The sequence below is a fragment of the Laceyella putida genome (assembly GCF_042665195.1).
Taxonomy (GTDB): domain Bacteria; phylum Bacillota; class Bacilli; order Thermoactinomycetales; family Thermoactinomycetaceae; genus Laceyella; species Laceyella putida.
This window is the reverse complement of the sequence record NZ_JBHTBW010000021.1, coordinates 20,596-45,112: the sequence shown is the minus strand read 5'-3', so window position 1 is coordinate 45,112 and position 24,517 is coordinate 20,596. Positions and strand designations below refer to the sequence as shown.

Genomic DNA, 24,517 nt, shown 5'->3' with positions numbered 1-24,517 from the left:
TTCCTGGTCACATGAAAGAGGGTCAAGATTAAGGAGTTAAAAGAAGCGTGGTAGCGTAAGCAAGAAGGTCAACCTTACTTACAGGAACCATTTTATCACGCTCCGCGAATTTTGTCGATATAATGTCGAGGGTTGTTTTCAAACTTTTTCAATTTTGCCCTTCTTTTCAAATCACCCAACGCTTCCAAAACAAGAAGATTTTCGGTGTGTTCGTCGCTTTCAACGCTTGCGCGAATTGGTTGCGCAACACCTTGTTCTTCGGATCCAGACGCATCGCCAGTTTGAGATGTTTCGCCGCTTCCTCATAACGCTCCATCTCCATGAACAAGCGCGCTTTCCCTTGATGGAAACGAGGATGATCCAAATAGTAGTGTTGTGCCAACTCAAAGTGCAAAAGCGCTTGTCCCGTTTTGCCACGCAACAAACAGATCTCCGCGATCAAAATGTGGCTCAGCGCATCTTTCGGATCCAACTCCAAGCTTTTGAGCAATAAGCTTTGTGCCAATGTGATGGAATCGGTATGCGTCATCAAATACCGGGCATACTCACGATATGCCTTGCTAAATTGAGGGAAACGGTGCAAAGTCGCCTGATAGGCACGAGCCGCTTCGACCAGCTCTTGTTTGGCTTCCAAAATTTGCGCGTATAACAGATGGGCTTCTTTGTAATCCGGTGCGAGTGTGAGTGCTTTTTCCACTGCTTGATGCGCTCGGTTCCAGTAATGTTTTCTTACCTCCAGCACGGCTAACATCAAATAATACTCCGCTTGAGGCTCCTCTTTTATCATGCGTTCCAGTTTTGCCCGATTGCGGCGATAGCTGCCAGAAACATACCGCTTCCCTTGTATTTCCCCTTTAAAGTCCAACTCGATAATGGGTCCGGCCACGTTCCTCTCCCCCTTTATCCAAGTGCAAAATTCAATGCCCGGTGCCTTTATGGTGATTGCAGGCGAATGCGAATCGCATAGTCTGTCTCATAATAATCCAGCTCATCACGCAGCTTGTCGAACACCTTCGATAATGAAAGTATGAGTTGACGCAACGACGCCGGCGGTGTTTGGCGGAATTTAATGGTGTCCCGCCGGGTATAACAGTAACGGCCATCCTCCTGATACACTTCGTTTTTGGGATGGTAGAAAGCGTGCACGCAAGAATGGACAATGTCACTCAATACTTTTTCAGCAAACTCCTGGTTAAACTTGGCCCTGCGCAGAACCAGACTCACTTTTTCGTAGCCACTTTCACAAGCGACGCTCAAATGGCGCAAATCGCGCAAGAACTCTCGCACATACTCTTCCTGCTCTGAAGTGGTTTGCGCAAACTCTCCTGTCAACTGTGGCACGGCGGTGTAGTTCAAAAACTGATCCAGTTGCTCATTCGCTTCTTTTAGTTTATCCTTTACCATGACGCACAGCTCTTTTGTATGCTCTGCTGGCATGATTTAACCCCCTGGATTGACAGGCTACGCCCATGTTAAATTTCCACTTTTAGTATATCATATGCTTCATTTCATTTCTGCAATCAATTTAGATATTTTAAAAATAAAAAAACCAAAAAAGACTAGGACATTTGAAGGGATTTATACCGATTAACAAGAATTAACCTCTTATTTGTCTAAAATATCTGGAGGGATTTTTATGAAAACCGCGTGGCCACCCGCTGATCTGGCGGAATGGAGCAAACAATTTCGCTTTATCACTCCAATCCAAGTCCGTTTCTCTGACACCGATATGTTGGGGCATATCAACAACGTCAGCTACTTTAGCTATTTTGAACACGGAAGACTCGCTTATCTGGCAGAACTGGATCTCACGCCGCATCTGTTCCAATCGGGGGCGGAACGAGGCGGTTTCATCGTCACGGCCAGCCTGGAATGCCAATACTTGCAGCAAGTTCACTTTGGCCAAGAGGTTCAGCTGGGCGTGCGCGTCAACCGCATCGGAAACAGCAGCCTGGATTTCATCTACGCTTTATTTTTACCGGCGGAAGAAAAAATCGCCGCAATCGGACGCGGAACCGTCGTCTACATCCACCCCACGACAGGAAAAAGCCAACCTTTACCTGAAAAGGTAAAAGAATCGATTCGTACATACGAACAAATTTAAAAATAAAAACTCCCCATAAAAATTGGGGAGTTTAGTTGTAATATTGGCATTGCCGCTTTTTTTCGATCGTTTCCGCGATGATGTAATAAATTTCTTCTTCTTTTAATGAAGCCAATTCACCATAAATTAATATTTGCGCTTCTCGTTCTGTTTCCGTCAATAATTCATGTATCTCAGGCAGCCGATCCAACACCAAGCGGGACAAGGTTATCGTTTGCATCCGACCTCACCTCTTGATGTGATTGTTATCAACCTGATTCCTTTACCCACGCAGACCTTGACCGCTGAGCAAAAGCGCATGATCCACTTTAATGCAACGGTCCATGATCACCATAATCCCATGTTCTTGCGCCAATCGGGCCGCTTCCTCGTTCACTACGCCAGACTGCATCCAAATCGCTCTCGGTTTCACTTTCACCGCATCTTCCACCACGGGCAGGACCGCCTCACTCCGCCGAAACACGTCAACGATATCAATCGGTTCGGTGATATCGCTAAGGGAAGCGTAAGGTTGCTCCCCCAATACAGGTTCTGTCAAGGTGGGATTCACCGGGAAAATCCGGTATCCGGCTTGTTGCAACGCTTCCGCAATCAGATAGCTCGTTCGCTCCGGATTGTTGGAACAACCGACCACGGCAATATTTTTCGCTGACGTCAAAAGTTCTCTTCTTTCTTGGTCTGATGGGTTTTGGAACATGATTATCCTCCTTCGTTTCGATCCTGGTTGGATTGCCCCAGGCCAAACAAGTTCATGATCTTTTTGCCGAATTCTTGTAGATGAAAGGAACTTCCTTGCTGTTGCAGATAAATGTTCTTCACAGCTTCAATCAACCAAGCAGGCAGCTTTTTTCCCCGGATTAAAGAATAAAACAAATGATATCCCTCGACGAGGTGATCCCATCTCTGGTCATTCCCGGGGTTCAAATATTCGGAGACATCAATCACCTTGGCCTTGTTCCCTTGCAGGATGACATTTTTCAAATGAATATCCCTCGGATTCAACCCCTTGCTTCTCGCGTAACGTCGTGCTTCCTCCACTTGCTCAATCACTTGTTCCGGGATGATGATCCCTTGCTCCAAGCATTGGTACAATGTGGGGCCCGGCTCATAACTTAATGCCAAGTGGCGCGCTCCGCTTCCTTTCAGTTTGGCAAAGTAAGGCGAATCCCCCAGTCGTTCATACACCTGCTGTTCCTGTTCCTTTTTGCCGAGACGATCAAGCGCATAACATTTAAAAACAAGTTCAGGATAGTCTGGATGCTGAACGACCACGGCATCGGTGCCTACGCCAATCAAGCGGAAAATCGGCGGAATATGTTCCACTTCTACTGGTTCATTTCGTTCGTTCGCGTGAATACGTATCTCCTGCAAACGTTCATCAAGTTTGATGTCATCCATTCCGGCTCCTCCTGTGGTTGAGTGTACCCCTATACCCATTGAGCGTTTTCTATTATCCTATAGTCAGTATTTTCCCGATTGGAGTGAAGAACATGCGCCAATCTTATAAAATGTTGGCTCCTCTTTTGTCCGGGGATCTGTCCTTGTTTCTCTATTTTTCTTGGCAAGGGCGTGTCACCCACCATTTGCCTTTAGATATGACATCGATACTTGTGACGGCATGCCCCTTCATTGTCGCTTGGCTCTTGGTCGCCACCACCATGGAGCTGTACCGCTCTCCTCATCCCCAACCGTTATTGCCCTTTTGGCTCCGACTGTGCGGGGCCGTATGGATCAGCACCTGTTTGGGAACCGCCCTGCGCGCTTGGCTTCTGCGACATCCATTTGATTGGCTCTTTCTGTCGGTTACCACATTGTTTATGTTAGTGGCATTCTCACTCTGGCGCCTGGGATGGCAGTGGGCCGCACGGCGTTGGATGAACAGGGCCGTTTAACCGTGTCGGCAGCGGTCAAACGCTGACCGGCCTTTATTCATTTCCCCATCACACTGATTCCCAGCAAGATGGCCACCCATAAGCCCGTAGCCCACCACATCACCCGAACCGCCAGCAAAAGGTGCTTGGCTTGACGCGGCTCAAGCGGGTCACCCAGCCGAGCCCGCTCTGAGCGGCGTCCATGATAGATATTGACTCCGCCTAATTGGATATGTAACGCCCCCGCGACCAGGGATTCCGGAATCCCGCTGTTGGGGCTGGGATGCAGATGGGCATCGCGGCGATAAGCCCGCCAAGCCTGAGCCACATCGAGACGCATGCACAAAAAAACGATCAACAAGAGGCCAATGGCCAAACGGGCGGGAATGAAGTTGCACAGATCATCCAATCGGGCCGATGCGGTTCCCAAGTGGAGATACCGATCGGAACGGTAACCCACCATCGCATCCAACGTATTCACCGCCCGGTAAGCCATCGCCAAGGGTGCCCCACCGATCGCCGCGAAAAAAAGCGGCGCCACGACGGCATCGACCAGATTTTCGGCAACGGTCTCCACTCCCCCGCGCACCAGCTCCGCTTCATCCAAATCCTCCGTCTGCCGGCTCACCACCATCGACAACTGTTGCCGGGCCAGCGCCAGGTTTTTCGCCGCCAACGCGCGGTAAATATTCATGCCCGCTTCAGCCAAGCCCCGAGGTGCGATCGCGAGCCAGATCATGACCACTTCCAGTCCCTGTCCCGCCAGCGGTCGCCACCCATATGCCAATGAGACCAACGCCCAGCTGACCGCCCACACTCCCCCGACCACCACAACGGGAAAACAGAGCCCCAACCATCTGAGTGGCTCCCGATGGGTTTCATTGGTCCAACCCCGTTTTTCAATCCACCTGCCGAGGTGCCGGTCCAGCCATGAAATCACTTTCCCCATCCCAACCACCGGATGGGGAAGCCAACGCGGATCACCCCATGCAAGATCCAACAGACAAGCAACAAACAGGATCCATTCCCAGTCCATCTCCGTCACCGCTTTCTGCGTCGTTCATTCTCTACCGCCTCAACGACCCCCGCATGCACCGCGCGCGCAATGGCCTGGCCAAGTGGGCTTAAGGTGCCCGCGTACGGATGGGTGATGCCCCCTCGTCGCTTTTGGGTGGCGAATATAGCCACCGCATCCGTCGTCGTCCCCGTTGCCAATAGCCCCGCTTGATCCGTCACCCCCAGATCGGCCAATGCTGCCGCTTTCGCTTCTGTCGCGGTGATGACCCCGTTTACCATCGCGGAGGGAGTGACATCCCCCTCGATGAGGAGCAGAATATTGATCGTGCCTGGGGTGTAAAACGTGGGTTCTGCGTAAGTGGGACCCTTTTTCCCCGCCCTTGCCGCATTTCCGATTCCGGCCGTTACCCATGCCGTCAAACCGAAGGTCGGCGCATCCAGCACCTGTTTGCTGCCTTGCATCAGATAAGCCGCCGTAAGCAACACCACCGTCTTGTCCGGCGACATCCCGCGCGCAGCCAACCAATCAGCGATTTCTTTGCTTGGATCCGGCGCATGGTACTCTTTATCAACATGACGGTTAATGATACGGGTGACCTGCCGCATTCCCCCTCCCACCACGGCACTGCTTAAGCATGTGAGCGGCGATGGGGATGCGATTTGTATCATTTCCTCTGTCCACTGCACCGTCAGTCGACTCTCGTTCTGTTGGAACAAACCGCTCATCTCATTCCTCCTGCCCATCCCCCAACTTCTTGGCGACTTTCCAATCCGTTCCTGCGCGTTCCACCAACCAACCCTGTCCAGGCCCAAGATCAGGTTCCCAAAAACAGGCCCAATCCCGTCGGATCATCCGCGCCCAAAACCAACGCAGTGGTCCCCCATGGGAAACGACGCAAACCGTCCCGCCCTGATGCCGCTGTTCCGCCTCCCGAACCCACGCCAACAAACGCCTGTCAAGATCGTGCAAGGTTTCTCCGCCGGGAGGCGCATGAAAAAAAGGATTGTCCAGCCATTTGCCGACCTGTTCCGCATCGGTGCGCATCAATTCTTCATAGGTTTTTCCTTCCCAGGCGCCAAATGAGCATTCGCGCAACGCCGGAGTGGCATGAACGGTGAGGGTGGGATGGGCCGCGGCGATCACCTGCGCCGTGTCGACACAACGTTGCAAATCGCTCGCATAGATCGCATCCAATCCCTTCTTCGCTAATTGGTGGGATAGCCGAACCGCTTGTCGCTTCCCCATCTCTGTCAGCGGCTCATCCAGGTGCCCGCTATACCGTTTGGCGCGATTGGCTTCCGTTTCGCCATGTCGGATCCAAATCCACCTCATCCCAATCTCACCCCCATAGTGAAAAAGAGAAGCACAGCCACTTCGACCCCTTCAATCAAGGCACCGTAAATATCGCCCGTAAAGCCGCCGATGCGATAAACAGCCAGCTTTCCAAACAGCCAGGTAAGCGCAAACACAACGACAAACAGAACCACACCTTCCCATTCCCACCACCAGATCAAAGGCAGGATGGAACAGAAACTGGACAGGTTGATCCGCCACGTCGAAAGCGACTCTTTCAGGCCGCTTCCCATCCCTTGCGCCTGGACGTAGGGAAACGCAAAAATCGCCACGACCGCAGCAAAACGCGCGATCATCACGGCGCTGCCCCAAGCAAAAGCCCCATCCCAAACATGGAACTGCAACAGATAATACAACGTACTCACCTTTAACAGCAATACAAGGACGGCGGCCAATACCCCCATCGCCCCCACGCGCGAATCTTTCATGATCTGAAGAGTGCGTTCACGATCGCGATAAGCCCCAAACCCATCGGCGGTATCCATTAAGCCGTCGAGATGCAATCCGCCTGTCAGATAGACCCAACAACCCACATCCAACACGGCTCGCACCATCTGCGGAAACCAACGTGCCACTAACCAATCAAAGCCAATCAAGACCAGCCCCAATAATGCACCGACCATGGGATACCACATCGGGCTGGTGCGATGGTCTCCTTTCAACCAACGCCGGGGCACAGGCAGACGCGTCAAAAAGGCCACAGCATGCGCGAATCCACTCATCCTTTCACTCTCCACGGCACACCGGCGACAACCATCCACACTTCATCCGCCTGCTTGGCCACTTCTTGATTCACCCAGCCCAGCGCATCCTGAAAACACCGGCTGACCGGGTGCATAGCTATGCCTCCCAATCCCACTTCATCCGTCACAATCACCGCATCACGTCCCGACCATTGCCTCAACCATTCATGTGTATGCGATTCCACCTGTGCCAGCATTTGGGCACGCCAGATCACCGGATCGCCCCCTTCGTCGTGGGGGGGCTTGGCCAACACATTCGTCACCCAAGCAGTGAGACTGTCTAATAAGAGTTGGCTCCCGCATGGCACATCCGCCAGCACCGCGGCCAGGTTAAACGCTTCCTCTTTCACTAGCCACCCGCTGGGACGCCGCTGTTGGTGGGCGAGAACACGCGCTTTCATCTCATCGTCCGACACTTGACTCGTGGCCACATAAACCACCGGTTTTCCGCTTTCCATGCATAACGATTCAGCAAAACGACTTTTGCCGGATCGTACGCCTCCCGTAATCAATCGTATTCCCATGACTTCCTCCTCAACCAAACCATGACCGCAAAATGGCGAGCAATCGATCATTTTCTTCTGGTTTCTTGATAGCGATTCGGAAATAAGCATCCCCCAACCCCGGATAATTGGCACAATTGCGGATTAAGATTCCTTGGGTGGCGCAGGCATGCTGTAGCTGATGTGCCTGCTCTTGGCCGCGGATGATTCGTCCCAAGACGTAGTTGGCTTCACTCGGAAAGAAAGCAACCCCCGGAAGTCGGCCCAGTTCCCTCACCATCCGGGTTCGTTCGGGATAAAGCCAACGATGCACCTTCCGCGCATGCGCCTGATACACGTCTGGATGCAAGACCACTTCACCCGCGGTCAGTGCCAATCCATTCACATTCCACGGTGTGCGCATCGCCTGCACTCTGGCGCTCACCGCAGGAGCGGCCACCACATAGCCCAATCGCAGTCCCGGCAAGGCAAAGAATTTGGTCAGTGAACGCAAGACCAGCACTTGTGGATAAGAGGCCACCAGTTGAAGAGCTGAGCGGGCTTCGCCATCCGCCACAAAATCGAGAAAGGCCTCATCGACGACCAACCAGGTTTGCCACTGCTTAGCCCAGGCCGCCATTTGCTCAAGCCGTTCGTAAGGAATCAGGTGTCCGGTAGGATTATTCGGCGTCCCCACAAAGAGAAGGTCCACTTCCCTGATCAGCGTCTCCAACTGGCTCTCCGTCGGCAAAAAACCTTCCTCCCACCGGGTACATACAGACTGTACGGTAATGCCCCGTTTTTTCGCGCTTAACGCGTATTCGACAAAGGCGGGCTGAACCACCCCCACCCGGGACGGCAATAACGTTTGCACGATCAAGTCGATCAATTCCGCCGCTCCGTTGCCCACAACCACCCCATTTGCATCAACCTGATGAAAACAGGCAATCGCTTGGCGCAACGCGCGCGCATCCGGATCGGGATAACGGCTGAGCACAGGAACCCCCGGTTGCTCCAACTCCCGTTTGATGGCTTCCAGCACGCGGGGCGGGGGGCCATAAGGGTAGATATTCGAGCTGAAATCGAGCCACTTCGGTTCTTCGATGGCAAATAATGCTTGGGCTGTGACAAGATCCCCACCATGCCCAAAGCGTTCAATCGTCATTCCCTTTCTCCCCTCCTGTCACGAAATTCTTTGCTCCTCCACGATGGCAATCCCCTCCTACCAACTCACCATTTTATAATACCATGTAGGGCAAAAAACCTTTGATTAATTTGTTCAATAAGAATCTATGTTTGTTCCCTATACATAAGCAAGCGACTCGATTAACATGAATAAATACAGCCAACCAGAATGATAGCTGATGAGGTGAAAAGCTGGGTGGCAACTCGTTTTTGTTATTTTTTAATAAAACTGTCTGTTTCCCTCTTTAAAACGATGCGTATTTTCGCATATGATCAACGAAGAATCCTTTCATCGTCAGGAGAATGCTTATGGCTGAAAAAGTGCATTTCCGTTCCCATTTCTTCACGAAAGAAGAGATTCGTGAAAAAGAAGATTGGTTAAATGAACATTTTAACCGAGGCTATGTGATTTCCACTTTGTCTGAGCTGGAATCGGGCTATTTCGTCCAATTGGTCTACGATCCCGACCACCATATGCACACCCGCATCCGCTTTTTCCATCACGGCATGGAAGAAACCATGGATCAGTGGGTTACCAGCAAACACGAGGATGCCTGGAGCCATGATGTTCATCCGGTAACTGGCGGCTATTGGGTCGTCATCTATAGGGAAAATGCCGAAAAGCTCCCTCCCGTGTCCCAACTCCTGCTCATTCAATTTGTGGAGTTATGGTGGTTATGGCTTCTCGGCACCCTTTTGTTTGCCTTTCTTTATTTCACTAAGTGATGGAAGCGGGATTGGGCAAGCCCAAGTCGGCAAAGGTAGCCATTTCCCGCGCCAACCCTACCGCGGAATCAAACAGCGGGAAGCTTAATACCGCGCCACTCGCTTCACCCAAGCGCATCCCCGCGGTGATGAGCGGCTCCAGGCCAAGTTCTCGCAACAGGGCGGCATGAGCGGGCTCAACCGAAAGATGTGACGCAAACAACACTTCCCTGACGGCGGGTTCCATTTTTACGGCAAGAAGGGCCGCGGCGGTGGAAATCAGGCCATCCATGACCACAGGCAGGCCCTCTTTTGCGGCACCTAAATAACATCCCGCCATCCCGGCGATTTCCAATCCACCGATCCGGGCCAGCAGCTCCAGCGGCCGGCTCGGATCAGGGCGATGGATGGCCAACGCTTGTCTGATCGCCTGTTGCTTTTTATGGAAGCCCTCATTTGAGACCCCCGTTCCCCGTCCTGTCAGGCTGTCCACATCCAGTCCAGTCAATGCCGCCGCCACCGCCGTCCCCGGAGTGGTATTCCCGATTCCCATCTCGCCGACGGCCAACAAGCGTACTCCCTGTTCCTTCAATTCACGGACGACGGCCATCCCCGCCTCTGTCGCTTGCTTCGCCTCATTCACGCTCATGGCCGGACCCTCCGTGAAATTGGCCGTACCCTTACGCACTTGCCGGTTCAATACGGGGGGTGGCACTTCATCCAACAGGCTCCCGACATCGACCACCCTCACTTCGGCCCCATGCTGGCGCGCCAACACATTCACCGCCGCTTTTCCTTTCACAAAATTATGTATCATCAAACCCGTCACCGCTTGTGGATACGCACTCACCCCCTCTGCCGCGACCCCATGGTCCCCACACATGATGACAACGGCCTTTTGGCCAATATCCGGGTGAAGTTGACCCGTGATTCCGGCCAGCCTGACATAGATCTCTTCCAATGCCCCCAAACTGCCGAGCGGTTTGGTCAAATTGGCTACATGTTGTGTCGCTTTCATGATGATGTCCTGGTCCAGCGGAGTACGAGTATTAAAACGCACCACGATGCCCTCCTCTATGTTTGCACTAGCTTGATGACTTCTTCCAACCGATCGGGATGACAGGCAATCAGGGTGGCTTCGGGATCGATGCGGTTAAAGGCCTTACCCTCATAGTCAACCGTGACCGCACCCGCTTCACGCGCCAATAACATGCCTCCATATAAATCAACGCCGCCTGAGCGATACACCACCATCGCATCAATATGACCTTGCGCCAGCAAGGCCCAGGCAATCCCCGGCGCCCACAAACGCAATACCCGCTTGCACCGGCGTTCGAGCGACCCGCGCAGCGAGAAGGATCGTTCATCTGTTTGCACCTGATGTCCCTGTATCCATGCAACGGTTGGGCGTTTATACGGTTTTGGCGCGAGCAAGAGCGGTTTTCCGTTGACCGTCGCCCCTTGTCCTTTCACGGCCACATAAAGTTGCTCCAAATGGGAATCATAGATGACCCCCAACACAGGCTCACGACGATAAAAACAAGTGATGCACACCGCGTACAGCGGCAAGCCAACCGCATAGTTATTGGTGCCGTCCAGCGGATCGACCATCCATGACCAGTCGGGGTCTTCTCCTCCTTGCCAGCCATACTCTTCCCCCAGAATGCGGTGGTTCGGAAACTGTTTTTGGATTCCCGCTACGATCAATTCTTCCGCTTGGCGATCAATGGCGGTCACCACATCCCCATATTCACCTTTGTATTCAATCTCTTTGTCGAGCAGAAAAGCTTCTTTGGCCAACTTTCCCGCCGCAACCGCCAACTCTTCCGCCAGTTTGCGCGCCTCTCGCACCACTTGCCCATTCAACGTCATCGCCTCCTGTCAACAACCCACGCGCTTTATGCGCGCTGTATTTTGCATACTAGAGGAAATTTTTACACTAGTCAAGCCTGATGCGGTTTCGTTCGCTTTTCACAATCATCATGGCGATCCGAAACGTTTCCTCGTCAATCATCCTAAGCTCCTTCAACTCCCGCAATTCATCCAACATCAGTTCGCAATCCCCCACATGGTCGCCCGTATAAATGACCGTGCCAAAACGCTTCAACAGATTGCGCACATCCATGATACTCTGCATCAGGTTCCCCCCCTATGGTACAATAGTGCCAAGTCAATCATGAAAGGTGTATCTTATGTACCAATCACACTTCATCCCCATCAAACGGTTGGCCGGCTATCTGATTTTATCGCAGCGCCGCCACAACTGGGGAGCCACTTTGACAACCAAAGAATTAGTCTTTCAACGCCCTCATTTATCCTACCACATCTTTTTAGAAGACGTTCTGGGCCTTGTCCCTTATCCCTTTCCGGGCCCCCATCGCCCGCCCAACATAGCTGAAAGCTGGTTTGAACCTAACCCACACCGCAATTTTTATAAATTGTCGGTTGCCCGGCTTCATCTGATCAATCGCCAAGGCGCGTTTACTCAAGAGGCAACCGATCTCATTATCCCTCTAAATGATCGTTTTATCCAATACCTGGATCAATATACCGACTTAACGCTGCTCCCATGATAAAGAGCCCCCTGCTCCAGTGAAACTGGAATAGGGGGCTCTCGCTTCCATGATCATTTCATGGGGCGAAGGGCGGGAATCGCCCGATAAACCGCTTGTGCCACGATGGCGCCAACGATCGCTTTGGCCACATCGCCCGGCAAGAATATCAAAAGGCTTCCACTCACTGTGCCCATGTTGAGGGGAAGGTGGAGATAGGTGACCAACCAAGGGAACCCGATCAGATAGACCACCAAGATCCCCCCGATGATGTGGGCCAAGATGATTTTCCATAGGGAAATCTGCCCTTGATGCGACATTTTCCGCACCAGCCAACCAATCACGCATACAGCCAACAGCCAACTGAAGATGTAGCCTCCGGTCGGTCCGACCACTTTGGCCAATCCGCCTGCGCCGCCTGCCAAGATCGGTGCACCTGCCGCGGCGAGGCCGATGAAAACCGCAATGCTGATGACACCCCGCTTCGCTCCCAAGAGCGAGCCGGCCAGCATCACCACCAGTGGCTGCATGGTGATGGGAGCCGGACCGATCGGTATCTGAAATTGCCCACTCACCGCCAACAGCGCCGTGAACAGCGCAATCCAAGTCATGTCGCGCACTGATAATCTGCTCTTGTCCATATGGGTTCTCCTTTATAAAAAAACAATAAGATCATTTTTAGAGTATAGTGTTCCATTCATATTGTCAACTCATCAATCATATCCAGTTTACATCAGGAACCTTTTATATCGGAGAATAGCGGACAGAGCTTTTGTTCACAGTGGGGTTAAACCAATGGGAAAACGGTGTTGGAACTTTATGTCTCCCTCGCAACTTGATTTGAAATGGTTTCGATCCTTCCGGGCATTCGCCTTGTCAGCTCACAGACAAATGACATATGATATCCCATCCAGGTCAACAAGCGTTTAGGAGTGACCCTCGTGAACCATGATAACTCGCGTGCTTACTCGCACAAGTTCCGACTCGCCGCTCATCATCCCGCCAATCTCTTTGTTTCCGTGGTGCGCCGCATTAAGAGTGGGGTGGTGGCGATCGAAACAACAGAAGAGCCAAGAGGTCTGTCCCTGCACAACTCGGTCTTAAGCGTGCTGTTTCCCGAACTTGGGAAATCGGCCAACCCGTCGCGCCAATTCGGCTCCGGCTTCGTCATCCATCCGGCCGGTTATATCTTGACCAACCAACATGTGATCGATCGCACGGCGGAAATCCGCGTGAAAGTGGACGGAATCAAACGCCCCCTTCTCGCCACCGTGGTCTGGTCCCATTCGGAAAAGGATATTGCTGTGATAAAGATCAAAGCACCAAAGCCATTAAAGGCGCTTTCCTTGGGTTCGTCCGAAGCGACTCAGGTGGGGGAATGGGTTCTTGCCATGGGCAATCCCATGGGACTGGAACAAAGTGTGACCGTCGGCGTCATCAGCGGCAAAAACCGTCCTCTTCACATTGGCGGTTTGCACTATGAGAATGTCATCCAGACCGATGCGGCCATCAATCCAGGCAATAGTGGGGGACCGTTGATAAACATCCTGGGCGAAGTCATCGGCATCAATACCCTGATCATTTTCCCATCGCAGAGTTTGGGGTTTGCCATCCCCATCGAGGATGTCTTGGCAGACGTCCGGCGTTTTCTGCCATGAACGCAAACGAACGAAACCACCTAGACCATAGCTAGGTGGTTTCGTTTTTGTCCTTGGCCATTCATCTCAACCATCGTTTTGCCAGCGAAACAACTCCCTGGAAAGGGAGTTCCCATTCACCGGATTTGGATCCCAACCGGCCGCTTATAGACGCGGCCCATTTCAATCGATGGTTTCGGAATGGGTTCTAGTTCTTTCTCATTCCCTCTATCAACACCTGAACCACTTCCGGACGGGAAAACTCCGGTGGTGGCATAATGCCGTCACGCAACATCTGTCTCACTTTAGTCCCTGACAGAATCACATGATCTTCTTTACTGTGCGGGCAAGTTTTATATGAAGCCATTCCGGCGCATTTCTTGCAATAAAAACTGTGTTCAAAGAACAATGGCGTAATTCCCAGTTCGGCAGGGGTAAACTGCGTAAAGATCTTTTGCGCGTCATACGTGCCGTAGTAATCGCCCACCCCTGCATGGTCGCGGCCCACGATAAAATGCGTGCAACCGTAGTTTTTCCGGGCCATCGCATGGAAAATGGCCTCGCGTGGTCCCGCGTAACGCATCGCTGCCGGAAAGACCCCCAAAACGACCCGCTCTCGTGGATAGTAATGCTCCAGAATCACTTCATAACTCTTCAACCGCACATCAGCCGCAATATCGTCCGATTTTGTCTGCCCCACGAGCGGATGCAAGAAAAGCCCATCCACCGTTTCCAAAGCGGCTTTTTGAATGTATTCATGCGCCCGATGCACAGGATTGCGTGTCTGAAATCCGACGACCTTCTGCCAGCCCAACTCTTCGAACACCTTGCGCGTATCGATCGGATCATACGCGTACTTCGTGAAAATGCCTTGATCCAACCGCTTCAACAGAGTAATTTCCCCACCCAGGTAGGTGGAAGAGTGGGTGGCGAGACGGGCAACCCCCGGATGTTGATGGTCGGTTGTCCGGTATACCTTCAGCGCTTCCAATTCATGATCCACTTGATAGACACTTTCCACACGCACGACCGCCACAATGGCGCCCGTTCCATCCACAAGCGATACATACTCCGCCCGTTTGACTTCCTCTACCTTTTCTTCAGGAATCGGCAACGTAATGGGGATGCTCCATACAGTTCCATCGGATAGTCTCATCTCATCCCGAACCGATAAGTAATCCTGCTCATTCAAAAATCCCGTTAGCGGAGAAAATACCCCTGTTGCCAAACAATGCAAGTCGGAAAGTGTGACCGCACTGGCGGGGATTGCGGGAAACGCCACCGCCCTCTCAAGCCAATTCTCTTTTTCTTCTCCTAGTATTACGCGTTGTACCAATCGTCCTCCGTGAGGGGCGATCAAGCCTCCCATCATTTTCGCTCCCTTCATACCATCTTGATTCCTGTAACGAACAATACGATGATGATTCCGACGCGCAGAACCCTGTCAGGCACTTTAAGGGTCAATCTCCCCCCGACCAAGATGCCGGGGATCGAACCCATGAGCAACCAAGTCACAAACGCCAAGTCCACATGCCCCAACGAAGCATGTAGCGCACCTGCGGTCAAGGTGAGAAAAAACGCATGAACCACATCGGTTCCCACCAGTTTCGCCGCGGCGAGCGAGGTGCTGGAAAGCAAGATCGCCATAAACAGCGTCCCGCTTCCCACTGACGTGAGGCCGACCAACAAGCCACCCAAGAACCCCACGGGCCCAAGCGGAATTTTGCCCATCACCACGCTTTGTAGGCTCGTTTTGCCGATCATTTTAAACAACATGAACACCGCTACGGCGATAAAGGTAAGACCCAAGAAATGGCCCAGCATTTCATCGATTTTAAGTGACGTAAACCGTTTCAGCCCTTGTATGACCAATACGCCCAATATGCCCCCGGGAATGCTTCCCGCAGCCAAACGGCGCACAATGCCCCAATCGACTGTCTTTTGGCGGAAGTGCTGGAAGCTTCCCACCGCTTTTGTCACCGCCGCATAAATCAAATCCGTCCCCACTGCCATCGTCGGTGAAAACCCGTACAGTAAGATGAGGAGCGGCGTCATCAAGAGTCCCCCACCCATTCCCGTTAATCCAACGAGCAAACCGACGACAAACCCAGTGAAGGCAACGGTCAACATTATGTGCTTTGCGGGACGTGCAGCCCGCACTCAGTTTTCGCTGTCCCAGCCCATCTTCCCGCACGCGGGTCTTCGCCCGGCTTCACTTGACGGGTGCAAGGCTGGCAACCGATACTTGGATATTGTTGATCGTGCAACGGGTTATATGGAATGTCATGGGCAAAAATATAATTCCAGACCTCTTTTTCTGTCCAATAGGCGAGGGGGTTTAGTTTGACCATATTAAAAGCGCGATCCCATTCGATCACTTCCGCATTGGCCCGGGTGGGTGATTGCTCGCGGCGGATTCCGGTAATCCACCCTTGATAACCGCTCAAGAACTGCTTCAGCGGCTCCACCTTTCTCAGTTTGCAGCATAAGTCGGGTTCACGTTTCCACAGTTCGTCCCCATATTGCTCCTGTTGTTCCTGCAAGCTCAGGTTAGGCGCAACCCGAATAAACTCTTTTTGATAACGTTCACTTAACCGATCGCGCACTTCATATGTCTCCGCAAAGTGCAAATCCGTATCCAAATAGAAGATGTCCAGTTCAGGATTAACTTTAAGCGCCATATCCACCAACGCCACATCTTCATAGCCAAAACTGCAGGCGAGCGTGATGGCTTTGATTCCAATCTCTTCAACGCCAAAGCGAATGATTTCCGATGGATGTTTGGTTTTCAGTTGTTCCTGCAAGTTCTTCAGTTGCGACACATCCAGCAAAACATCCTGTAACAGCTGTTTTTCCATTTCCATTCCTCCCTCACCCATTCCATATATGTTCGCCCGCACAGTTTGGTCACACTTCCATCCATTTTCTACCCGTTATGGGGCAAGACATATCCTGAGCCTAGGCGAACCCTCTTTTTTTCTTCCAGAATCCATTCCGTCACATCCGGGGTGGCGATCGTATAGCGTTCCAACTCTTTCTCCGCGTGGCTGAAGGCCTGTTCATCGTTGGTCGATAACACCACAACCGCATAGGAAATTCCGGTTTTTGTTTCGGCTGTCAAACGGTACAAAAACATTTCCTCGCTCATGCCGATGGCACCACCTGTTCGCAAATCCGATCCAGTTCCGCTTGGAACGCCTCAAGACCCACACGCTCAATAAATTGCGTGAACCGTTCGCCCGCTTGTTTTTGTTCCTTATAGAAGAGAATGAGCTCTTTCAATACCGGGGCGACATACTCTTTGGCCACACGTCCTTTAAGCGGGGTGTTAAACTGCCCTGCCCCGAACAGATGGCCACCGATCGAAATCTGATAGGATTCGACCATCCCCTTGGCCGTTTTGCTCTTGCCGCCCATCAAACCGATATCGGCAATTTGCTGTTGGCCGCAGGAGTTGGGGCAACCGTTGATGTGAATCCGAACAGGCGTATCCAGCTCCACATGTTGGTCGAGATACTGCACCACTTCGTGCAACAAGCCTTTTGTTTCCGTGAGCGCCAGGTTGCAGAACTCATTGCCTGTGCAGGATACGGCATAACCTTCAAATGTTTTGGGCGCTGGCGTCAACCGTTTTAAAAGCGGCTCATTGAGCAGGGCTTCCACTTTCTCATTGGGCACATCGGAAATGATGATATTTTGCGTATTGACTGTGCGCAATGTGCCTGAACCATAACGATCCGCCAAATCGGCCAGTTGGAAAAACTCATCCGCTGAAGTCCGGCCGACGGGAATGTTCAGGGCGACATAGGAGTAACCTTCTTGTTTTTGCGGATGAACCCCCGTAAAGTACCCCGCATTCCATCCAACGACACGATCTTCCCCGCGAGACGGATATGGCCCGATCACCTCCGTCAACACTTCCAAGAATTTCTCCACTCCCCAATCGGCGACCAGGAATTTCAGGCGAGAGCGATGACGTTTTTGGCGATATCCGTGATCGCGGAACACTTTGGTCACACCCACAGCCACATCCACGACTTGTTCCGGCCGCACGAACATATCGAGTTGTTGTGCCAAATGTGGACGGTTGGACAACCCTCCCCCCACCCAAACATGGAAGCCAACCACTTCTTCCCCGTCGATTTCTTTCACCGCGGGAGTGAAGGCAAGGTCATTGATTTGGGCATGGGCAGGGTTGTAAATACTTGCCGAAACCGAAATTTTATATTTGCGCGGCAGGTTGGAAAACTCTTTATTGAGCAGGAATGTCTTTTCCATCTCATTCACAATGGGACGCGTATCGATCAACTCATTAGGATCGATGCCCGCCAGTGGGTTGCCGATAATCGTCCGCGGGCAATCTCCGCACGCTTCATAGGAATGAAGTCCCACTTCGCCCAACCGGTCGAAAATCTCCGGCAGGTCTTCCACTTGAAGCCAATGGAATTGAATCGCTTGCCGTGTCGTCACATCGATCAAGCCACGGCCAAACTGTTGGGCGATCTCGGCAACGACTCTGGCTTGGCGACTGGTCAATATGCCGGTTGGAATGCGCACCCGCATCATGAAATATCCATCCGCTTTTGGACGTTGCTGATAAACACCCGCCCATTTGAACAAGGAGAACTTTTCTTCTGGAATAGAGGCAAATCCCTGTTTCGCGTATACCTCTCTAATCTCTTCAATGATGTCGAGTCCGTCTTGTTTTAATTTCAATTGCTCTACCGAGTTAAGTTGGTCTGCTTGCTCAGCCCACTTCCACTCCACCGTCATGCCGGTCACTCCTTTTGCTCAATTTGGCCTGTTTTGCCATGCAACAACACTTTTATCAATTACCTCGCTAAATTGTTAATCCCGATATCTGAACTAGGAATTGCGCTATACTGCTTTAAGGATAACAATAAATAATTAAAACAGTCAATAGTTTTTATTCAATTTAAATAGACTAAACCAAGTTATATAGTAGGTGTTATAAGTTTTAATCGTTTAAATTCTTATGCGAATCCTCTATGAAAATTCATTAAAATCATTGTTATTCCCCACTGATTTCACTAAAATTTTTAATGAACCCCCTTTTCTCCGAATAGGAAGGGATCATCGGACCGCAGTTAGGCGAGATGATGTTAGAAGGAGGCGTTTCACATGCAGTTAATCGTATATTTGGCCGGCCAGATCCATGACGATTGGCGCGAGCAGCTTCGCAGGGGCGCGGAGGAGCGCAAACTTCCCCTCCTCTTTAAAGGTCCGCAAGAAAATCATGATCTCTCCGATGACATCGGCGAGCGCATCAAAGGAAAACAACCCACTGCCGTCTACCGAGACCATGCCGCTTCAGAAGTGAATAATCTGCGCACACGGGTCTGGATGCAAAAAGCGGACATTGTTATCGCTCTGTTCGGTGAAAAATACCGCCAATGGAACACGGCGATGGACGCTTCCATGGCTTTGGCTTTAAATAAGCCTTTGATCCTGATCCGTCCAACCAGCCTGCACCACCCGCTGAAAGAACTTGCCCAACGCGCTCAACTCGTCGTGGAGACACCCGAACAAGCGTTGGATGCCTTGGCCTATCTGTTCGAAGAGTGATGGAAACTCCGCTTGGCGGGGTTTCCATCACTCACACAAAAAAACCAGGCCTTCGCCCGGTCTCTGATCTGTTCCCATCTCTATGTAATGCCCCTATTTGTCAGCCAACCGCGCTGGCTCATCCTCAAATACCACATAATCCAGATTGATATTCAGAAACATCATATCCCGTCCCGAATTTTGCTCCCTGATCATGAAATAATCCCTTCCCACTTGGCGCAACACCCCGGAAAATGTCAAATCGCGCCATTGTTGACTTCCATCATACGTCAAATAAACCGTGATCCGCCTCCCCACATTGGCCTGCATCAAATCTTCTGAAAAGCGTCTTTCCGGTCTTCTCTGCGAAATACTCGCTTCCATTCCCGGCATGGTATAAGGATAGGACCAGTACATTTTCATCGCCTCCTAATAGTTGTACACTTTGGGGCAATCTCTTGGTGTCGGCACATAGAAACAATGGCTTTTATAACGCCCAACGTTAACCTGGTTAAACCATCGGCTGGGGCAGGCTCCCGGTGGCTCGAAAAACCACAAAGCGTGTTTGCCCGGATGATATCGCTGTCCCTGTATCACTCGTCTGGCCAACCGCACATCTATCTGGCGCGCCGCTTGATAGAAATAGGGCTTTTGCACAGCCTCAAAGCCGCCGGGCGATTGAAACACCATGTCCTGAACCGAACGCAAACCTCGAAAATCAAGGCAATCCCCCAAAACGCGGTTTACGCCCACGTTGCCCACGTTCAGCATGCCCAGCTGACCGTCTCCCTCCGCTTCCGCCCGCATCAGCCGTGCCAGCAATTTCACATCATTCTCCCTCGCTCGTATGATGGCCATACCATCCCCCCTGGTGTAAAAATTATGTGCGATTATGCCAAAAAAGAACGACAAAACCTCTTTAATGCATTGTTTTATATTTATTCGCTATGCAATCAACAAGCGCCCCACCATCCACAGAAGGGGGGCGCTTGTTCTTTTCACTCTTCTTCCAAATAAAACTGCACTTCCTCCAACGTCGGAATGGCTTCAATCGCCCCCAATTTGGTGCAAGTGAGCGCCGCCGCGACGTTGGCGAAGCGGGCAAACCCGACTAAGATGGCGAAATCGGGACACTCTTGCCGGGAGCTGGCGCTGATCTTGCACAATAATGCCCCGATAAACGCATCGCCGGCTCCCGTCGAATCAATGCTTTGGATCGGGATGCTGGCCACAGTCGCTTGCCTATTCCCCGCGGAAAGCATCGCGCCCTCCTTGCCCAAGGTGACGGCGACGAATTTAGCCCCCCAATCATGCAAGACACTGATCCCCTCGTCCAGCCCTTTGCCGGTCAAAAGAGAAAGTTCTTCGTCGCTTACTTTGACCAGATCGGCATGGCGGATAAAATGGCGGCAACGTTCCATAAACATTCCTTCATTGCCTTTCCACAAGTCGTGGCGGTAATTGGGATCGAACGAAACAAAGCGATGGTTCTCCACCGCCTTGGCAAACAGTCTCCGGTAAGCGGCATACAGCGGATAATCCAAAAGGGCCGTCGCCGAACCGAAATGAAGCAATCGGCTGGCCAACACCCGGTCCCATTCGATTTCCTCCCAGCGGAGCTGAGTGTCGGCCCCCGCGAAAAAATGGAAATCGCGGGAACCGTCCGCTTCCAAGGAAACAAAGGCCATGGTCGTCGGATATTCAGGGGAAACGATTACTTGGCTGATGTCCACTCGCACTTTCTCCAATTGCTTTCGCAAAAACGCGCCAAAGGGATCGTTTCCCACTTTTCCGATCAGTTGCGCCTGTCCGCCCAACTTGGCCACCGCCGCCGCGACATTTGCCGGGGCGCCACCCGCTTTTTTAATGAAATTGGCACCTTGGCTGAGGTCGACGCCGGTATCCGTGCACACAAAATCGATCAACAGTTCACCCACACAGGTTACACTCATCCGGATTTCCCCCATCATCTTTTTGCGATAACTTCCCGGATGCTCCCTAGCACTCCATTCCTTTGGCCAGTGAATATTTTTGCAAAGCAAACCGCAAATCCCCTTCGGCAAAAAGAGATATGCCGGTTGACTGCGCCAACGGAAAGACCCTGGAAGTAAAAGTCACTTCACCGTCTTGGATAAAGATCTCAATGACACTCTTATCCACAAAAACACGAACAGACAGCTTATTTTCAATCATGAGGGTTTCACTCCTCACCGTTCCAACCCGTTCACCGAAACCATGTTCAAACCGGCCCCGATCCACGGAAACGGAGGCTTGTTTTTTGTCAAACAACAGCGTAAACCCTTCCCGCTCCGATTGGCACAGGCGGATGCCAAAGCGGTCCGCCGCGATCTCAGAAAACCGGACGTTCAATTCAAACGCATCTTCACTGTTTTCAATCTCTTTTTCTTCATTTGCCAGTCCGCCTTCCGCACGGGTCTCATTGAGGCGCAACTGATTTAGTTCGGGAATGGGACGTTGCTTGAGGATGTTCCCCTCCAGCTTCAGTTCGCGCGGAATGGTAAGGCAATGCGCCCACATGTTGCGGTCTGTCGGATACTCCATTTCGCTAGCCCCCGCCCAGGCCAATAAAATTCGCCTTCCGTGCGGATCGGCAAACGTTTGCGGAGCATAAAAATCAAATCCTTTATCGATCTCCCGGCAAAAATCCACTTTAAAAGAGAGACGGGTAAGGTCCAACTCGCCCACACAGTAAATGGCATTATAAAGATTGTGATAGTTATGCCCCTCCCGTTCCACCCCTTGGGGCGAAAAGAGCAGAACATCACTTCCGCCGATGCGGAAGCAATCTGGACATTCCCACATATATCCCGCGGACCAGCCCTCCACACGCAGTTCCCCTTTGAAATCCCAACGGATGGCGTCCGGCGATTCATAAACCAATAGCGCTCCGGTCAAGTCGCTTCGCTGCGCCCCCAGCAACATGTAGTAAACATCCTCTTTGACAAACACTTTGGGATCGCGCACATGGCCGGTATACCCTACCGGGGTTCCGCTGATCAGGGGATTGTGGGCATGTTTTCGAATCTGGAATCGATGATCCATTATTGCCAAACATTGGTTGGCGGTGCGATTCCGTTCGTCAAACTTGACATTTCCCGTGTAGTAAAGATATAGTTGCCCATCCTTTTCTATCGCCGTTCCGGAAAACGCCCCGTGCGTTTCATACACTTCCGTGGGCACCAATGCGACAGGCATCCGCTCCCAATGGATAAGGTCTTTTGATCGAACATGGGCCCAATGTTTCATGCCATGAACCGGACCAAACGGATACCATTGATAAAAAACATGATAATAGCCGTTAAAATAGGATAATCCATTTGGATCATTCAGCAACCCAACTGATGGATGGATGTGGTAGCTCGGCTTCCAGGGATCATCTTTTGCCACTTGCCGCAGTGCTTCCAATTCCCCCTCTTCCGCTTCCAAGATGGTTCGATATTTATCCGCGGTCATGCTCGTCTCCGCTCTTTTCGGCATTCTCCCTCTCCCCCAGATCCAACAAGTTCATTTCAATTGATACCGGTGTCCTAGTCGTTTCAAGGTCGGGACGACAGTCATTCAGGCCAAAATTTCCTTTCACAGCCGAAAAACCAGGAGAATGAACCATTCTCCCAGAACAAACATTATACTCCCTCTGTATCCGCATCCGTTTCATTCGGTTGCGACCACTCAAATCTTTTGGACAATATCAGCGTGAGCGCAAACGTCACGGCCACAGTGATTGCCATCCCAATGATGTAATGGAAAATGCCGTCGGCCCGGACGGAGATGATCCCAGGGATGCCCGCGGCTCCAAGCGCAACCGCTTTCACTTTGCAATAAGTGACATAGGCACTGCCCACAGCCGATCCGACAATGGCGGAAATAAATGGGTATCTCAACTTCAGATTAATGCCAAACATCGCCGGTTCCGTAATTCCCAACAGAGCGGAAATGCCGGAAGCCGAAGCGATGCTTTTCACCTTCGCGTTTCCTGCGACGAAAAGGACCGCCAATGTGGCCGCTCCCTGAGCCATATTGGACATGGCGGCAATCACGAAGATGAAAGATCCCCCTGTTTTCGAAATGTCCGCCAACAACTGTGTTTCCACGGCGATAAAACTGTGATGCATGCCGGTGATCACCACAGGCGCATACAAAAGTCCGAATATCGCCCCACCGATCGGACCCACCGTGTCATACAACCAGACAATCCCATCCGTCAACAAATTGCCGGCTGAACGCGTAATCGGTCCAACCGCGGCAAACGTGAGCATACCCGTCACAAACATGGACAATAAAGGGGTCAACAAATTATCCAACGCCGAAGGGATGACCCTTCTCAGGAAGTTTTCTATCTTGGCCAAAATGTAAGAAGCGACCAGGATGGGCAAGACGGTTCCCTGATAGCCGACCTTTTCGATTTCAAACCCAAAAATCTTCCAGGCCGGAATTTCCCTTTTGGCCAAAGCGCCGCCATAATCCCACCCGTTCAACAAATCAGGATGTACCATTAACATGCCAAGCGCAGCCCCCAGATACGGGTTGCCGCCAAATTTCTTCGTGGCCGAAAAACCGATCAAGACCGGCAAAAACACAAAGGCGGCATTGGCGAAAGTATTGATCATCGCGGCAAAATCCGCAATGCCGGGAACCTGTTCTACCAATGATTTCCCCGCAACGAACAAGCCTTTGGATGTCAGCAAATTGTTAATCCCCATCAATAAGCCGCCAGCCACAATCGCCGGGATGATGGGAACGAAAATGTCGGAAAGCATTTTCACGAATCGTTGAAGCGGTTTCAATTTCCGCGCCCCCGCTTCCTTAACTTCAGTGGAGGACATTTCCTTGATCCCCGCAAGTGAGGCAAATGCTTTGTACACTTCATTTACCGTGCCGGCTCCGATAATGATCTGGAATTGGCCGCCTGTTGAAAATGTCCCCTTCACCTCTTCCATCTGCTCCAGTTGCGTTACATTCACTTTGCCTTCATCTTTCAAAGCGAGACGCAAGCGGGTGGCGCAATGGGCGGCACCTTCGATATTTTCCCCGCCTCCGATGGATTCAAGTATTTCTTTCGCAATCTGCCCGTAATCTTTGGCCTTTTTCGTTTCTGCCATGATTCTCCCCTCTTTCGGATTGATAGGGAACCGGTTCCAGTCAGGGTAAAAAATAAATGGTATCCGATCATTCCCACACTTTTTGAGGAACCGGTTCCACAACCTCATTATAGGAGCACGGAACAACAAATGTCAACGCTTTCATGAATTCTGTCCATACCAACTGCCGGTCTCCGCAAGGA

At 51.7% G+C, this 24,517-nt stretch carries 31 protein-coding genes; 6 read left to right on the top strand and 25 right to left on the bottom strand.

Annotated features, from left to right (window positions below; genetic code table 11):
* Positions 1-166: 166 nt before the first annotated feature.
* Both ACFQNG_RS08670 and ACFQNG_RS08665 read right to left on the bottom strand, forming a co-directional pair.
* Positions 167-886: a tetratricopeptide repeat protein gene (locus ACFQNG_RS08670; RefSeq protein ID WP_379864524.1), complete on the bottom strand. Its 720-nt coding sequence runs from the start codon at positions 884-886 to the stop codon at positions 167-169.
* Between the two features lie 47 nt (positions 887-933).
* Entirely contained in the window at positions 934-1,437 is a 504-nt protein-coding gene (locus ACFQNG_RS08665) for a DUF3907 family protein (protein ID WP_379864523.1), read from the bottom strand.
* Between the two features lie 199 nt (positions 1,438-1,636).
* Here ACFQNG_RS08665 and ACFQNG_RS08660 point away from each other — a divergent pair, with 199 nt between their 5' ends.
* Positions 1,637-2,104 carry an acyl-CoA thioesterase gene (locus ACFQNG_RS08660; protein WP_379864522.1) on the top strand — a complete coding sequence of 156 codons (468 nt, stop codon included), beginning with the start codon at positions 1,637-1,639 and terminating at the stop codon, positions 2,102-2,104.
* Positions 2,105-2,135: 31 nt separating this feature from the next.
* Here ACFQNG_RS08660 and ACFQNG_RS08655 read toward each other — a convergent pair whose 3' ends face one another.
* From ACFQNG_RS08655 to ACFQNG_RS08645, 3 genes are read right to left on the bottom strand one after another with little or no spacing between them, the layout of a single operon-like run.
* Positions 2,136-2,324, bottom strand: coding sequence for a hypothetical protein (locus ACFQNG_RS08655; protein ID WP_379864521.1), 189 nt, complete (start codon positions 2,322-2,324; stop codon positions 2,136-2,138).
* Positions 2,325-2,366: 42 nt separating this feature from the next.
* On the bottom strand, positions 2,367-2,801 hold the full coding sequence (locus ACFQNG_RS08650) for a CoA-binding protein (protein ID WP_379864520.1): 435 nt from the start codon (positions 2,799-2,801) through the stop codon (positions 2,367-2,369).
* 2 nt (positions 2,802-2,803) lie between these two features.
* On the bottom strand, positions 2,804-3,502 hold the full coding sequence (locus ACFQNG_RS08645; protein WP_379864519.1) for a serine/threonine protein kinase: 699 nt from the start codon (positions 3,500-3,502) through the stop codon (positions 2,804-2,806).
* 92 nt (positions 3,503-3,594) lie between these two features.
* Between ACFQNG_RS08645 and ACFQNG_RS08640 the strand changes: the two genes are divergently transcribed.
* Positions 3,595-3,996: a DUF3054 domain-containing protein gene (locus tag ACFQNG_RS08640; RefSeq protein WP_379864518.1), complete on the top strand. Its 402-nt coding sequence runs from the start codon at positions 3,595-3,597 to the stop codon at positions 3,994-3,996.
* Positions 3,997-4,033: 37 nt separating this feature from the next.
* Here ACFQNG_RS08640 and cbiB read toward each other — a convergent pair whose 3' ends face one another.
* From cbiB to cobD, 6 genes are read right to left on the bottom strand one after another with little or no spacing between them, the layout of a single operon-like run.
* Positions 4,034-5,011: an adenosylcobinamide-phosphate synthase CbiB gene (cbiB, locus tag ACFQNG_RS08635; RefSeq protein WP_379864517.1), complete on the bottom strand. Its 978-nt coding sequence runs from the start codon at positions 5,009-5,011 to the stop codon at positions 4,034-4,036.
* A 5-nt stretch (positions 5,012-5,016) separates the two neighbouring features.
* The gene (locus ACFQNG_RS08630) at positions 5,017-5,718 is read right to left on the bottom strand and encodes an adenosylcobinamide amidohydrolase (protein WP_379864516.1); all 702 of its coding nucleotides are present in this window, start codon (positions 5,716-5,718) and stop codon (positions 5,017-5,019) included.
* 1 nt (position 5,719) lies between these two features.
* Complete coding sequence (locus ACFQNG_RS08625) at positions 5,720-6,325, bottom strand: histidine phosphatase family protein (protein WP_379864515.1); 606 nt, start codon at positions 6,323-6,325, stop codon at positions 5,720-5,722.
* Complete coding sequence (cobS, locus tag ACFQNG_RS08620) at positions 6,322-7,068, bottom strand: adenosylcobinamide-GDP ribazoletransferase (RefSeq protein WP_379864514.1); 747 nt, start codon at positions 7,066-7,068, stop codon at positions 6,322-6,324. The genes ACFQNG_RS08625 and cobS overlap by 4 nt, the downstream gene beginning before the upstream one ends.
* A complete protein-coding gene (gene cobU, locus ACFQNG_RS08615) occupies positions 7,065-7,613 on the bottom strand; it encodes a bifunctional adenosylcobinamide kinase/adenosylcobinamide-phosphate guanylyltransferase (RefSeq protein WP_379864513.1) in 549 nt (182 codons plus the stop codon). Before cobU ends, cobS begins: the two co-directional genes overlap by 4 nt.
* A gap of 10 nt (positions 7,614-7,623) precedes the next feature.
* On the bottom strand, positions 7,624-8,736 hold the full coding sequence (gene cobD, locus ACFQNG_RS08610) for a threonine-phosphate decarboxylase CobD (protein WP_379864512.1): 1,113 nt from the start codon (positions 8,734-8,736) through the stop codon (positions 7,624-7,626).
* Between the two features lie 329 nt (positions 8,737-9,065).
* Here cobD and ACFQNG_RS08605 point away from each other — a divergent pair, with 329 nt between their 5' ends.
* Positions 9,066-9,482: a hypothetical protein gene (locus tag ACFQNG_RS08605; protein ID WP_379864511.1), complete on the top strand. Its 417-nt coding sequence runs from the start codon at positions 9,066-9,068 to the stop codon at positions 9,480-9,482.
* On the opposite strand, the gene cobT is transcribed toward ACFQNG_RS08605, so the two are convergent.
* The 3 genes from cobT to ACFQNG_RS08590 form a co-directional block, all read right to left on the bottom strand.
* Positions 9,475-10,521, bottom strand: a complete 1,047-nt coding sequence (gene cobT, locus ACFQNG_RS08600; RefSeq protein ID WP_379864510.1) for a nicotinate-nucleotide--dimethylbenzimidazole phosphoribosyltransferase — start codon at positions 10,519-10,521, stop codon at positions 9,475-9,477. The genes ACFQNG_RS08605 and cobT overlap by 8 nt on opposite strands.
* Before the next feature lie 14 nt (positions 10,522-10,535).
* Positions 10,536-11,327 carry an inositol monophosphatase family protein gene (locus tag ACFQNG_RS08595; RefSeq protein ID WP_379864509.1) on the bottom strand — a complete coding sequence of 264 codons (792 nt, stop codon included), beginning with the start codon at positions 11,325-11,327 and terminating at the stop codon, positions 10,536-10,538.
* Between the two features lie 73 nt (positions 11,328-11,400).
* The gene (locus ACFQNG_RS08590; protein ID WP_379864508.1) at positions 11,401-11,598 is read right to left on the bottom strand and encodes a YqgQ family protein; all 198 of its coding nucleotides are present in this window, start codon (positions 11,596-11,598) and stop codon (positions 11,401-11,403) included.
* Positions 11,599-11,653: 55 nt separating this feature from the next.
* Here ACFQNG_RS08590 and ACFQNG_RS08585 point away from each other — a divergent pair, with 55 nt between their 5' ends.
* Complete coding sequence (locus ACFQNG_RS08585) at positions 11,654-12,034, top strand: hypothetical protein (protein WP_379864507.1); 381 nt, start codon at positions 11,654-11,656, stop codon at positions 12,032-12,034.
* Between the two features lie 53 nt (positions 12,035-12,087).
* On the opposite strand, the gene ACFQNG_RS08580 is transcribed toward ACFQNG_RS08585, so the two are convergent.
* Positions 12,088-12,654, bottom strand: a complete 567-nt coding sequence (locus ACFQNG_RS08580; protein WP_379864506.1) for a biotin transporter BioY — start codon at positions 12,652-12,654, stop codon at positions 12,088-12,090.
* Positions 12,655-12,954: 300 nt separating this feature from the next.
* On the opposite strand from ACFQNG_RS08580, the gene ACFQNG_RS08575 reads away from it, so the two are divergent.
* Complete coding sequence (locus ACFQNG_RS08575; RefSeq protein WP_379864505.1) at positions 12,955-13,671, top strand: S1C family serine protease; 717 nt, start codon at positions 12,955-12,957, stop codon at positions 13,669-13,671.
* Positions 13,672-13,858: 187 nt separating this feature from the next.
* Here ACFQNG_RS08575 and sat read toward each other — a convergent pair whose 3' ends face one another.
* The 5 genes from sat to ACFQNG_RS08550 all read right to left on the bottom strand — a co-directional run bounded on the left by sat (position 13,859) and on the right by ACFQNG_RS08550 (position 18,423).
* Positions 13,859-15,037 (bottom strand): sulfate adenylyltransferase, encoded by a 1,179-nt coding sequence (gene sat / locus ACFQNG_RS08570; protein ID WP_379864504.1) that lies wholly within the window; start codon positions 15,035-15,037, stop codon positions 13,859-13,861.
* Positions 15,034-15,780 (bottom strand): sulfite exporter TauE/SafE family protein, encoded by a 747-nt coding sequence (locus ACFQNG_RS08565; RefSeq protein WP_379864503.1) that lies wholly within the window; start codon positions 15,778-15,780, stop codon positions 15,034-15,036. The genes sat and ACFQNG_RS08565 overlap by 4 nt, the downstream gene beginning before the upstream one ends.
* Positions 15,780-16,508 (bottom strand): phosphoadenylyl-sulfate reductase, encoded by a 729-nt coding sequence (locus ACFQNG_RS08560; protein ID WP_379864502.1) that lies wholly within the window; start codon positions 16,506-16,508, stop codon positions 15,780-15,782. The genes ACFQNG_RS08565 and ACFQNG_RS08560 overlap by 1 nt, the downstream gene beginning before the upstream one ends.
* 68 nt (positions 16,509-16,576) lie before the next feature.
* Positions 16,577-16,798 (bottom strand): DUF3906 family protein, encoded by a 222-nt coding sequence (locus ACFQNG_RS08555; RefSeq protein ID WP_379864501.1) that lies wholly within the window; start codon positions 16,796-16,798, stop codon positions 16,577-16,579.
* Positions 16,795-18,423: a nitrite/sulfite reductase gene (locus ACFQNG_RS08550; RefSeq protein WP_379864500.1), complete on the bottom strand. Its 1,629-nt coding sequence runs from the start codon at positions 18,421-18,423 to the stop codon at positions 16,795-16,797. The genes ACFQNG_RS08555 and ACFQNG_RS08550 overlap by 4 nt, the downstream gene beginning before the upstream one ends.
* Positions 18,424-18,792: 369 nt before the next feature.
* Here ACFQNG_RS08550 and ACFQNG_RS08545 point away from each other — a divergent pair, with 369 nt between their 5' ends.
* Positions 18,793-19,236 carry a YtoQ family protein gene (locus tag ACFQNG_RS08545; protein WP_379864499.1) on the top strand — a complete coding sequence of 148 codons (444 nt, stop codon included), beginning with the start codon at positions 18,793-18,795 and terminating at the stop codon, positions 19,234-19,236.
* A gap of 93 nt (positions 19,237-19,329) precedes the next feature.
* Here the strand turns inward: ACFQNG_RS08545 and ACFQNG_RS08540 are convergent, their stop codons facing one another.
* From ACFQNG_RS08540 to ACFQNG_RS08520, 5 genes are all read right to left on the bottom strand, one after another.
* Entirely contained in the window at positions 19,330-19,632 is a 303-nt protein-coding gene (locus tag ACFQNG_RS08540) for a spore coat protein GerQ (RefSeq protein ID WP_379864498.1), read from the bottom strand.
* Between the two features lie 12 nt (positions 19,633-19,644).
* Positions 19,645-20,073, bottom strand: a complete 429-nt coding sequence (locus tag ACFQNG_RS08535) for a cell wall hydrolase (RefSeq protein ID WP_379864497.1) — start codon at positions 20,071-20,073, stop codon at positions 19,645-19,647.
* A 140-nt stretch (positions 20,074-20,213) separates the two neighbouring features.
* Positions 20,214-21,167 carry a carbohydrate kinase family protein gene (locus tag ACFQNG_RS08530; RefSeq protein WP_379864496.1) on the bottom strand — a complete coding sequence of 318 codons (954 nt, stop codon included), beginning with the start codon at positions 21,165-21,167 and terminating at the stop codon, positions 20,214-20,216.
* Between the two features lie 46 nt (positions 21,168-21,213).
* Complete coding sequence (locus tag ACFQNG_RS08525) at positions 21,214-22,713, bottom strand: glycoside hydrolase family 32 protein (protein ID WP_379864495.1); 1,500 nt, start codon at positions 22,711-22,713, stop codon at positions 21,214-21,216.
* Between the two features lie 146 nt (positions 22,714-22,859).
* The gene (locus ACFQNG_RS08520; protein ID WP_379864494.1) at positions 22,860-24,335 is read right to left on the bottom strand and encodes a sucrose-specific PTS transporter subunit IIBC; all 1,476 of its coding nucleotides are present in this window, start codon (positions 24,333-24,335) and stop codon (positions 22,860-22,862) included.
* Between the last annotated feature and the right edge of the window lie 182 nt (positions 24,336-24,517).

Excerpts from the sequence above, each read along its gene's own strand:
- ACFQNG_RS08605 (WP_379864511.1), top strand. The coding sequence starts at position 9,066 with ATGGCTGAAAAAGTGCATTTCCGTTCCCATTTCTTCACGAAAGAAGAG.
- ACFQNG_RS08660 (WP_379864522.1), top strand. The coding sequence starts at position 1,637 with ATGAAAACCGCGTGGCCACCCGCTGATCTGGCGGAATGGAGCAAACAA.
- ACFQNG_RS08590 (WP_379864508.1), bottom strand. The coding sequence starts at position 11,598 with ATGCAGAGTATCATGGATGTGCGCAATCTGTTGAAGCGTTTTGGCACG.
- ACFQNG_RS08580 (WP_379864506.1), bottom strand. The coding sequence starts at position 12,654 with ATGGACAAGAGCAGATTATCAGTGCGCGACATGACTTGGATTGCGCTG.
- ACFQNG_RS08625 (WP_379864515.1), bottom strand. The coding sequence starts at position 6,325 with ATGAGGTGGATTTGGATCCGACATGGCGAAACGGAAGCCAATCGCGCC.
- ACFQNG_RS08650 (WP_379864520.1), bottom strand. The coding sequence starts at position 2,801 with ATGTTCCAAAACCCATCAGACCAAGAAAGAAGAGAACTTTTGACGTCA.
- ACFQNG_RS08665 (WP_379864523.1), bottom strand. The coding sequence starts at position 1,437 with ATGCCAGCAGAGCATACAAAAGAGCTGTGCGTCATGGTAAAGGATAAA.
- cobS (WP_379864514.1), bottom strand. The coding sequence starts at position 7,068 with ATGAGTGGATTCGCGCATGCTGTGGCCTTTTTGACGCGTCTGCCTGTG.
- cobD (WP_379864512.1), bottom strand. The coding sequence starts at position 8,736 with ATGACGATTGAACGCTTTGGGCATGGTGGGGATCTTGTCACAGCCCAA.
- ACFQNG_RS08640 (WP_379864518.1), top strand. The coding sequence starts at position 3,595 with ATGCGCCAATCTTATAAAATGTTGGCTCCTCTTTTGTCCGGGGATCTG.
- cobU (WP_379864513.1), bottom strand. The coding sequence starts at position 7,613 with ATGGGAATACGATTGATTACGGGAGGCGTACGATCCGGCAAAAGTCGT.
- ACFQNG_RS08645 (WP_379864519.1), bottom strand. The coding sequence starts at position 3,502 with ATGGATGACATCAAACTTGATGAACGTTTGCAGGAGATACGTATTCAC.
- ACFQNG_RS08585 (WP_379864507.1), top strand. The coding sequence starts at position 11,654 with ATGTACCAATCACACTTCATCCCCATCAAACGGTTGGCCGGCTATCTG.
- ACFQNG_RS08565 (WP_379864503.1), bottom strand. The coding sequence starts at position 15,780 with ATGTTGACCGTTGCCTTCACTGGGTTTGTCGTCGGTTTGCTCGTTGGA.
- ACFQNG_RS08555 (WP_379864501.1), bottom strand. The coding sequence starts at position 16,798 with ATGAGCGAGGAAATGTTTTTGTACCGTTTGACAGCCGAAACAAAAACC.
- ACFQNG_RS08655 (WP_379864521.1), bottom strand. The coding sequence starts at position 2,324 with ATGCAAACGATAACCTTGTCCCGCTTGGTGTTGGATCGGCTGCCTGAG.
- ACFQNG_RS08525 (WP_379864495.1), bottom strand. The coding sequence starts at position 22,713 with ATGCCGAAAAGAGCGGAGACGAGCATGACCGCGGATAAATATCGAACC.
- ACFQNG_RS08530 (WP_379864496.1), bottom strand. The coding sequence starts at position 21,167 with ATGAGTGTAACCTGTGTGGGTGAACTGTTGATCGATTTTGTGTGCACG.
- ACFQNG_RS08545 (WP_379864499.1), top strand. The coding sequence starts at position 18,793 with ATGCAGTTAATCGTATATTTGGCCGGCCAGATCCATGACGATTGGCGC.
- sat (WP_379864504.1), bottom strand. The coding sequence starts at position 15,037 with ATGAAGGGAGCGAAAATGATGGGAGGCTTGATCGCCCCTCACGGAGGA.
- ACFQNG_RS08630 (WP_379864516.1), bottom strand. The coding sequence starts at position 5,718 with ATGAGCGGTTTGTTCCAACAGAACGAGAGTCGACTGACGGTGCAGTGG.
- ACFQNG_RS08535 (WP_379864497.1), bottom strand. The coding sequence starts at position 20,073 with ATGGCCATCATACGAGCGAGGGAGAATGATGTGAAATTGCTGGCACGG.
- cbiB (WP_379864517.1), bottom strand. The coding sequence starts at position 5,011 with ATGGACTGGGAATGGATCCTGTTTGTTGCTTGTCTGTTGGATCTTGCA.
- ACFQNG_RS08540 (WP_379864498.1), bottom strand. The coding sequence starts at position 19,632 with ATGTACTGGTCCTATCCTTATACCATGCCGGGAATGGAAGCGAGTATT.
- ACFQNG_RS08560 (WP_379864502.1), bottom strand. The coding sequence starts at position 16,508 with ATGGAAAAACAGCTGTTACAGGATGTTTTGCTGGATGTGTCGCAACTG.
- ACFQNG_RS08550 (WP_379864500.1), bottom strand. The coding sequence starts at position 18,423 with ATGACGGTGGAGTGGAAGTGGGCTGAGCAAGCAGACCAACTTAACTCG.
- ACFQNG_RS08520 (WP_379864494.1), bottom strand. The coding sequence starts at position 24,335 with ATGGCAGAAACGAAAAAGGCCAAAGATTACGGGCAGATTGCGAAAGAA.